Source organism: Mycobacterium sp. E802 (genome assembly GCF_001666875.1).
Classification (GTDB): domain Bacteria; phylum Actinomycetota; class Actinomycetes; order Mycobacteriales; family Mycobacteriaceae; genus Mycobacterium.
In genome coordinates this window covers 20,117-27,525 of record NZ_LZJD01000112.1, presented here as the reverse complement: position 1 = coordinate 27,525, position 7,409 = coordinate 20,117, and the positions used below count along the sequence as shown (strand labels likewise).

The 7,409-nt window shown below is 66.9% G+C and carries 6 protein-coding genes; 4 read left to right on the top strand and 2 right to left on the bottom strand.

Going from position 1 to position 7,409, the window contains the following annotated elements; genetic code table 11:
* Window positions 1-329: 329 nt before the first annotated feature.
* Window positions 330-2,264, bottom strand: coding sequence for an ABC transporter ATP-binding protein/permease (locus tag A5699_RS17020; RefSeq protein WP_067771228.1), 1,935 nt, complete (start codon window positions 2,262-2,264; stop codon window positions 330-332).
* 277 nt (window positions 2,265-2,541) lie between these two features.
* Between A5699_RS17020 and A5699_RS17010 the strand changes: the two genes are divergently transcribed.
* The 4 genes from A5699_RS17010 to A5699_RS16995 all read left to right on the top strand — a co-directional run bounded on the left by A5699_RS17010 (window position 2,542) and on the right by A5699_RS16995 (window position 6,640).
* Window positions 2,542-2,787, top strand: a complete 246-nt coding sequence (locus A5699_RS17010; protein WP_369806712.1) for a zinc ribbon domain-containing protein — start codon at window positions 2,542-2,544, stop codon at window positions 2,785-2,787.
* A gap of 10 nt (window positions 2,788-2,797) precedes the next feature.
* Window positions 2,798-4,054, top strand: a complete 1,257-nt coding sequence (gene fmdA / locus A5699_RS17005; RefSeq protein ID WP_067771223.1) for a formamidase — start codon at window positions 2,798-2,800, stop codon at window positions 4,052-4,054.
* A 123-nt stretch (window positions 4,055-4,177) separates the two neighbouring features.
* Window positions 4,178-5,740, top strand: a complete 1,563-nt coding sequence (locus A5699_RS17000) for a serine/threonine-protein kinase (protein WP_067771222.1) — start codon at window positions 4,178-4,180, stop codon at window positions 5,738-5,740.
* Between the two features lie 78 nt (window positions 5,741-5,818).
* Window positions 5,819-6,640, top strand: a complete 822-nt coding sequence (locus A5699_RS16995) for a universal stress protein (protein WP_067771221.1) — start codon at window positions 5,819-5,821, stop codon at window positions 6,638-6,640.
* Window positions 6,641-6,667: 27 nt separating this feature from the next.
* Here A5699_RS16995 and A5699_RS16990 read toward each other — a convergent pair whose 3' ends face one another.
* Window positions 6,668-7,408 (bottom strand): SDR family NAD(P)-dependent oxidoreductase, encoded by a 741-nt coding sequence (locus A5699_RS16990; protein WP_067771219.1) that lies wholly within the window; start codon window positions 7,406-7,408, stop codon window positions 6,668-6,670.
* Between the last annotated feature and the right edge of the window lies 1 nt (window position 7,409).

Genomic DNA, 7,409 nt, shown 5'->3' with positions numbered 1-7,409 from the left:
TTCATCTGGTAAGACGGGGGACGACACGACGTAGTAAGGGAAGGCTGCGCACACTGCCCGACGGCTACGTCGCGCTCTCCCGTCCGACCACCAAGGGTTCCTGATGGCCGATTCCAGAGCCCCCCACACGGGGGTTGCTCGATGGATCCGTCGATTCGCCATTCCGGTGATTGTCGGCTGGATCGCCCTTCTCGCGTTCATGAGCGCGACGTAGCCGTCGGGCAGTGTGCGCAGCCTTCCCTTACTACGTCGTGTCGTCCCCCGTCTTACCAGATGAACCGGGGCAACGGACCGCCAGCCCGCTCCAGCAGGTCCTTTCGTACGGCAGGTCACACGCCGACGGACTCGGTGTCGGTGACCCGGCCCAGCCGCCAGCGCCCCTCGCCCAGCAGCTCGAGGTGGATGGTGTGGTGACGATGGACCGTGGTGCGGTGGGTGACACTGACCAACACCGTCTCGGGAAGTTCGCGACGCACCAGGCTGTAGATCATGAACTCCAGCGGCTCGTCGAGCGCCGAGGTGGCCTCGTCGAGGAACACCACCTTCGGTTTGGTCAACAGCACCCGGGCGAACCCCACGCGTTGCTGCTCGCCGGGGGAGAGCACCTTGGCCCAGTCGCCGTCCTCGTCGAGCCGATCGACATAGCGCGGAAGCGCCACCGCCAGCAGCGCATCTTTCAGGGCCTGGTCGGAGAGCTCTCCGGGCTCGTGCGGATAGGACACCACGGTGCGTAGATCACCCAACGGCACGTAGGGAACCTGGGACAGATACAACGTCTCGTTGGCGCCCTGCGGACACCGCACCGTGCCTGACGCATACGGCCACAACTGGGCGATGCTGCGCAGCAACGTCGTCTTTCCCGCGCCCGATTTGCCGGTGACGATCATTGCCTCACCCGCGGCCAGCTGCAGGCTCAGATCGTCGATCAACTGCTCGCCCGCCGGGTTGCGGACCTCGACATCGCCGAGTTCGATCAAGCTCCCGGTGTCCGCATCGAGATCGGTGACATCCACCTTGGGCAGTTGCCGGCTCTGCTCATCGGCGGCCACCAGACCGTGCAGGCGGATGATCGAGGCCCGGTAACCGGCGAACGTGTCATAGGAATTGCGGAAGAACGACAGCGCATCCTGGATCGCGCCGAAGGCGGCCACCGACTGATTGACCGCACCGAGCTGGATCTGACCGGCGAACAAGCGCGGTGCCTGCAGGATCCACGGCAACGGGATGATGATGTGGTTCATCGACAGGTTCCAGCCGGTGAAGGCCATGGTCCGGTTGATGAAGTGCTTGTAGTTGGTCACCACGGCGGCGAATCGGTCCCGCAGGTGTGAGCGCTCGACCTTCTCGCCGCGGTACAGCGCGACGGACTCGGCGGCATCGCGTAGCCGCACCAGGGCATACCGGAAGGCGGCGTTGAACTTCTCGTTGTTGAACGACAGCCGGATCAGCGGACGCCCGAGCGCGAACGCGATCACCGTGGCGAACGCGACGTAGACGAACACCGACCAGAACATCGCCCGCGGGATCTGCACTCCGAACAGATCGAGATCACCCGAGAGGTTCCACAGGATCGAGGTGAACGACACGACCGAGACGATCGACGAGATGGCGCCGAACGGCAGGGTCCCGTTGCTGGTCTGATGCGGGGTGTTGGGCTGCGGGCCCGACAGTGCGGTGAACACGTCGATGTCGGACTGGATGCGCTGATCGGGGTTGTCGATGGTCTGGTCGATGAACCGCGAGCGGTAGTAGGCGCGGCCGTCGAGCCAGTCGCCGGTGAGCCGGTCGGTCAGCCAGGCCCGCCAGGCCAGCATGAATCGCTGGGTCATGAACAAATCGATCAGCACCCGGGCGACCAGGATCGCGGCCAGCACCATGAAGGTGAACAACGCAAACCAAAAGCCGCGTATCCCTGAGCTTCTCACCTCGTCGTTGCCGGTGGCCAAGCCCTCCACGGCTACCTGGGCGCACGTGAACAAGTCGTTGCCCTGATAGCTGAACAACACCGACAAACGCACGCCGAGAATCACCGACAGCAGCATCGCGGCCAGGGTCAGCCATGGCTTCACACTGTGGCGCCCGGTGAAATAGGCGCCGGTGACAGCCCAGAACTGCCGGCCCCAGGTGGTGTATCGGGCCAACAGGATGAGCACGGCCAGGGTGCAGATCGCCGTGATGGTCCAGGCCTGGGCCAGCCACCACAACGAGTGCAACAGTTCGACGCTCCAGTCGATCGAGGGTGAGAACGGTTTCAGGTCGTTCACCTGGGCCCCCCGATCTGCCGACGCGTCTGCGTGAAGCTACCGCAGGACGTGGCCTCCCGGCCGGACGCGCGGCGAGCGCCGAGATTGAAGCCAGGGACAGAATCCACTCCGGATTTGTCCCTCAGAGCAATCTCGAGGACGGCCGAGGGCGGCTTGTCGGCCAATCGGCGCGCCAAAAGCGCCATGTATAGGTAACGTCGCATGCGTCGTATCCGTACTAAATCGGCAAGGAAACCCGTTGGTTCTCTACGAATTTCGTTGTGATTCGAGTTGCGGCGTGACGAAAAAGCTGTATCCGATGAACGCTCGTCCCGACGCGATCGACTGCCCGGACTGTGGTGCGCCCGCCCGCCGATTGATCTCCTCGCCGAACCTGGGCCGTGGCGGCTCGACCGCCATGGCGCTTCAGGATGCGACGCGCGCGACGGCCGACCGTCCCGCGGTGGTGGCCGGACCACCACCGGGCGGCCGGCGCCAGAAGGTCACCACCAATCCGCTTCATCACAAGTTGCCCCGTCCCTGAAGGAGGATCTGTGCCCGAGGTTGTCTTCCCGCTCGACTCGACCAAGAAGTTCACCGATCAGGAGAAGCTCGGCCACAACCGGTGGCACCCCGACATCCCGGCCGCGGTGACGGTCAAACAGGGCGACTCGTTCCGTGTGCACTGTCGCGAGTGGTTCGACGGGGCCATCGTCAACGACGACTCCGCCGACGACATCCTCAACGCGCCATTGACGACGGTGCACGTGCTGTCCGGTCCGATCGCCGTCGAGGGCGCCAAGCCGGGCGATCTGCTGATCGTCGACATCCTCGACGTCGGCCCGATCCCGCAGGAGGATTCCGGTCCGTTGGCCGGCCAGGGCTGGGGCTACACCGGCATCTTCCCCAAGCTCAACGGTGGCGGATTCCTCACCGATCAGTTTCCCGACGCCTACAAGGCGATCTGGGACTTCTCCGGACAAAAGGCCACCTCGCGCCATGTGCCGCACGTGGAGTTCACCGGCATCGTGCACCCCGGTCTGATGGGGACCGCGCCCTCGACCGGGCTGCTGGCCAAGTGGAACACGCGTGAGGCCGCGCTGATCGCCACCGACCCGGACCGGGTGCCGCCGCTGGCACTGCCGCCGGAGCCGCGCGACGCGATCCTCGGCGGGCTGACCGGTGACGCCTTCACCAAGGCGGCTTCCGAGGCCGCCCGCACCGCGCCGCCGCGCGAGAACGGGGGCAACCAGGACATCAAGAACCTCACCAAGGGCAGTCGGGTGTTCTATCCGGTGTACGTCGACGGGGCCAACCTGTCAGTTGGCGACCTGCACTTCTCCCAGGGGGACGGCGAGATCACGTTCTGCGGAGCCATCGAGATGGGTGGGTTCATCGACCTGCGTGTCGACGTCATCCCCGGCGGCATGGAGACCTACGGGGTGAGCGAGAACGCCATATTCATGCCCGGCAACACCGATCCGCAGTACTCGGAATGGCTGGCCTTCTCCGGCACCTCGGTAACCCTCGACGGTGAGCAGCGTTACCTCGACTCGCACCTGTCCTACCAGCGGGCCTGCCTGCACGCGATCGACTACCTCACCAAATTCGGCTACAGCCCTGAGCAGGCGTATCTGCTGCTGGGCGCCGCGCCGATCGAAGGCAGGTTGTCCGGAGTGGTCGACATCCCGAATGCCTGTGCGACGGTGTACATCCCGACCGCCATCTTCGATTTCCCGGTCGCGCCGTCGGCGTCCGGACCGGTGAAGATCGACCCGGGGATGGGGGCACCGCACTCGTCATTCGACTGACACCGCCGGACATCACCTCGGGCGGGCCGGGCCGGAGTCGAACTATCCTCGTCACCGAGATCAGTCAGACTCCAGATGTGCGCGCCTAGTCGGGGGCTTGGTGCAACCGGAAAGGATCGTGAAATGACCCCGCCTCCCGGTGCCTCGCGCCTCGGCACCCGGTTCGGACCGTATGAACTGAAGTCGCTGATCGGTGTCGGGGGAATGGGGGAGGTCTTCCGGGCCTACGACACGGTCAAGGAACGCATGGTGGCGGTCAAACTGCTGCGCACCGAGATCGCCGCCGACCCGAGCTTCCAGGAACGGTTCCGACGCGAGTCCCGGGTGGCGGCCCGGTTGCAGGAACCGCACGTGATCCCGGTGCACGATTTCGGCGAGATCGACGGAGTGCTGTTCATCGACATGCGACTGGTCGAGGGGGCCAGCGTCAAGGAGCTGTTGCGGACCAACGGCCCGCTGGATCCGGCGCGCGCCACCTCGATCGTCGGTCAGGTGGCCGCGGCATTGGACGCCGCGCATGCCGACGGCCTGGTGCACCGCGACATCAAGCCGGAGAACGTGCTGCTCACCGCCGACGACTTCGCCTATCTGGTCGATTTCGGCATCGCCCACGTCGGTGGTGAGGCCAGCGTGACGATGACGGGCGTGCTGATCGGCTCGAGTGCGTACATGGCGCCCGAACGGTTCTCCGGGGGCACGGTCGGCCCGGCCGCCGACGTCTATGCCCTGACCTGCCTGCTGTACGAGATGCTGGTCGGCCGGCCCCCGTTCGAGACCGGCGACCTGCGTCAACTGATGAGCGCGCACATGTTTTCCCCGCCGCCGCGGCCGAGCATCATGCGTCGCGGCATCCCGCGGGCGTTCGACGACGTGGTGGCCAAGGGCATGGCCAAGGATGCCGGGTACCGGTACACCAGCGCCGGTGAGCTGGCTCGGGCCGCGCGGGAGGCCGTCGGGTCGGCTTCAGCCGCGCCTGCCCCGCCTGCCCCGCCTGGTCCGACGCCGCCCCCGCCGCCGCCAGCAGCGACACCGGCACCGACACCGCCACCGGGCACCCGCGAGTTCTCGTCGATCTACCCCAACCCCGACCACACCGGTTTCACCCCGTATCCACCGCCACCGCCACCGCCGCAGGCGCCGGCGCCGGTGCGAAGGCCGACGGGCAAACCGCGATTCAGCCGCGCCCAGCTCACCTTGATCCTGGTGTCGCTGGTGCTGTTCGGCCTCGCCGCGACACTGGCGGCCGTCCTGGCCAGCGGAGGCGACGGCGGCTCGACGCGGGAGACGCTCACCCCGACGAGCCCACCGAGCGCGACGTCGCAGACGCCGACCACGACGACGTCGAGCGGGTCTGCGACGGCCGGCGTCAGCGGTACCGACGAGCAGGGTTTCGTCGGGCACACCGCACGCTGCCCCGAAGGCAGCACCCCGGCCGCGGTGATCCGTACCGAATCCTCACTGGCGGTGATCTGTCAGAACGGTCCGGACGATTTCTCCTACCGTGGGGAGCGGCTCAGCGACGGTGCGAACCTGCAGATTCCGACCGCCCAGCGCTCGGGCAACGGCTTCGTGGCCGTCAACCCGGCTGACGGTGCGCGCTACGAGGTGAGCCCCGACGGGCTCACCATCAGTAGCTATGGGCATGTCGATTCGTCGGAGCCGCCGCTGGAGTACGGCGAACGCTGACATTGTCTGAGTTCGAAATTCGCGCTGGTTACAGATCCCTTTAGTCTGGAACCGAACGCAACGGGACAGGGGACGCAGATGAAGGTAGTGCTCGGCTATGACGGGTCGCTCGCGGCCAACGCGGCGATCAGCAATGGGGCCGCACTGTTCCCGGCGGCCGAGGCGGTCCTCGTCTATCTGTGCACGCCACCGTTCGGCAGCAAGGGGTTGCGTGCCCGGTTGCGCCACTCGGCTCGCAACGTCGACGAGCTGATTGATCTCGTCGACAGCGAAAGTGATTACGAGGCCGCCCGATTGGTCGACACCGGCGTCACCCTGGCCCGCGCTGCCGGCTGGCAGGGCGAGGCACTGGTCAAACGCACCTGGGCCGGGGAGGGCTTGGGACTGGCGCAGGTGGCCGAGCAGATCGAACCCGATGTCCTGATCGTCGGTGCCCGGGGTATCGGCGCGGCTGATTCGAAGCTGGGCAGTGTGTCAGATCTGGTGGTACACCACTCATCTCGACCGGTGCTCGTGGTGTCGCAGACGATGGTCACCGCGGAGTATGAGGCAGTGGCCCACGGTCCCGTTGTGGTCGGCGTCGACGGCTCCGCCGGTTCCGATCACGCGCTGGCGGTCGCCCGAGCGCTGTTCGCCGACCGCGAGGTGACCGCGGTGGCCGTCGACGACGGTAGCGAGGACGGCGTGGTCGAGGGGGCACGTCGGGTGCCCCGCTTCCGCGGGTCGGGTGCCGGTGCCACCGCCGACGCTCTCGTGGCTTCCGCCGAGGAGCAGCGGGCCGCCGTGGTGGTGGTGGGCTCGCGCGGGCGATCGGCGCTGAAGAAGGTGCTGTTGGGCAGCGTGGCGGCGGCGACGTTGCAGCGCACCTACCGGCCCGTGCTCGTGGTGCCAGGCGGTTAGGGCCTCAGACCGCCACGTCGCAGGCGCTCACCCGGCGGTCTTTCCGGCATCGACGATGTAGACCGCGCCGTGCACGGCGGCCGCGTCGTCACTGGCCAGAAACGCGATCGTCTTGGCGACATCGGCCACGTCCATCATTCCGCGCGGCGCGGCGATCCGCATGATCAGATTCCAGTCGGCGTCCTCGGGCGCGGCGAACTCGGTGGTCTGCGGGGTGATCATGCCACCCGGACATACCGCGTTGACCCGCAGCCGCTCGGAGGTGAATTCGATGGCCAGGGCCCGGGTGAGGCCGACCAGACCGTGCTTGGCCGCGCAATAGCCCGCCGAGTACACCTCGCCCTCGATGCCTGCGATGGACGCGACGTTGACGATGTTGCCGCCGGTCTCCAGCAGGTGGGGCAGGGCGGCGCGGGACAGGAAGAACGGGCCGTTGAGGTTGACGGCCAGGTCTTGATCCCAATCGGCGTCGGTCATCGACACGGTGTGGCGCATCTGGTGAAAACCCGCCACGTTGATCAGGGCGTCGAGGCGGCCGAACTTCTCGACGCACTGTGCCACCGCGTCCCGGCACGCCTCGGATGACGAGATGTCGACCGAGGCGTAGGCGCCGCCCGGCACGTCGTCGAACACCGTTGCCATCCGGTCGGCGTCGCGGGCGACACCGAACACCGAGGCGCCACGCGCGGCGAACAACTGGGCGACCGCCGCGCCCAGTCCCGACGAGGCGCCGGTGACCAACGCGACTTTTCCATCAAGTGCAGTCATG

Excerpts from the sequence above, each read along its gene's own strand:
- A5699_RS17000 (WP_067771222.1), top strand. The coding sequence starts at position 4,178 with ATGACCCCGCCTCCCGGTGCCTCGCGCCTCGGCACCCGGTTCGGACCG.
- A5699_RS16995 (WP_067771221.1), top strand. The coding sequence starts at position 5,819 with ATGAAGGTAGTGCTCGGCTATGACGGGTCGCTCGCGGCCAACGCGGCG.
- A5699_RS16990 (WP_067771219.1), bottom strand. The coding sequence starts at position 7,408 with ATGACTGCACTTGATGGAAAAGTCGCGTTGGTCACCGGCGCCTCGTCG.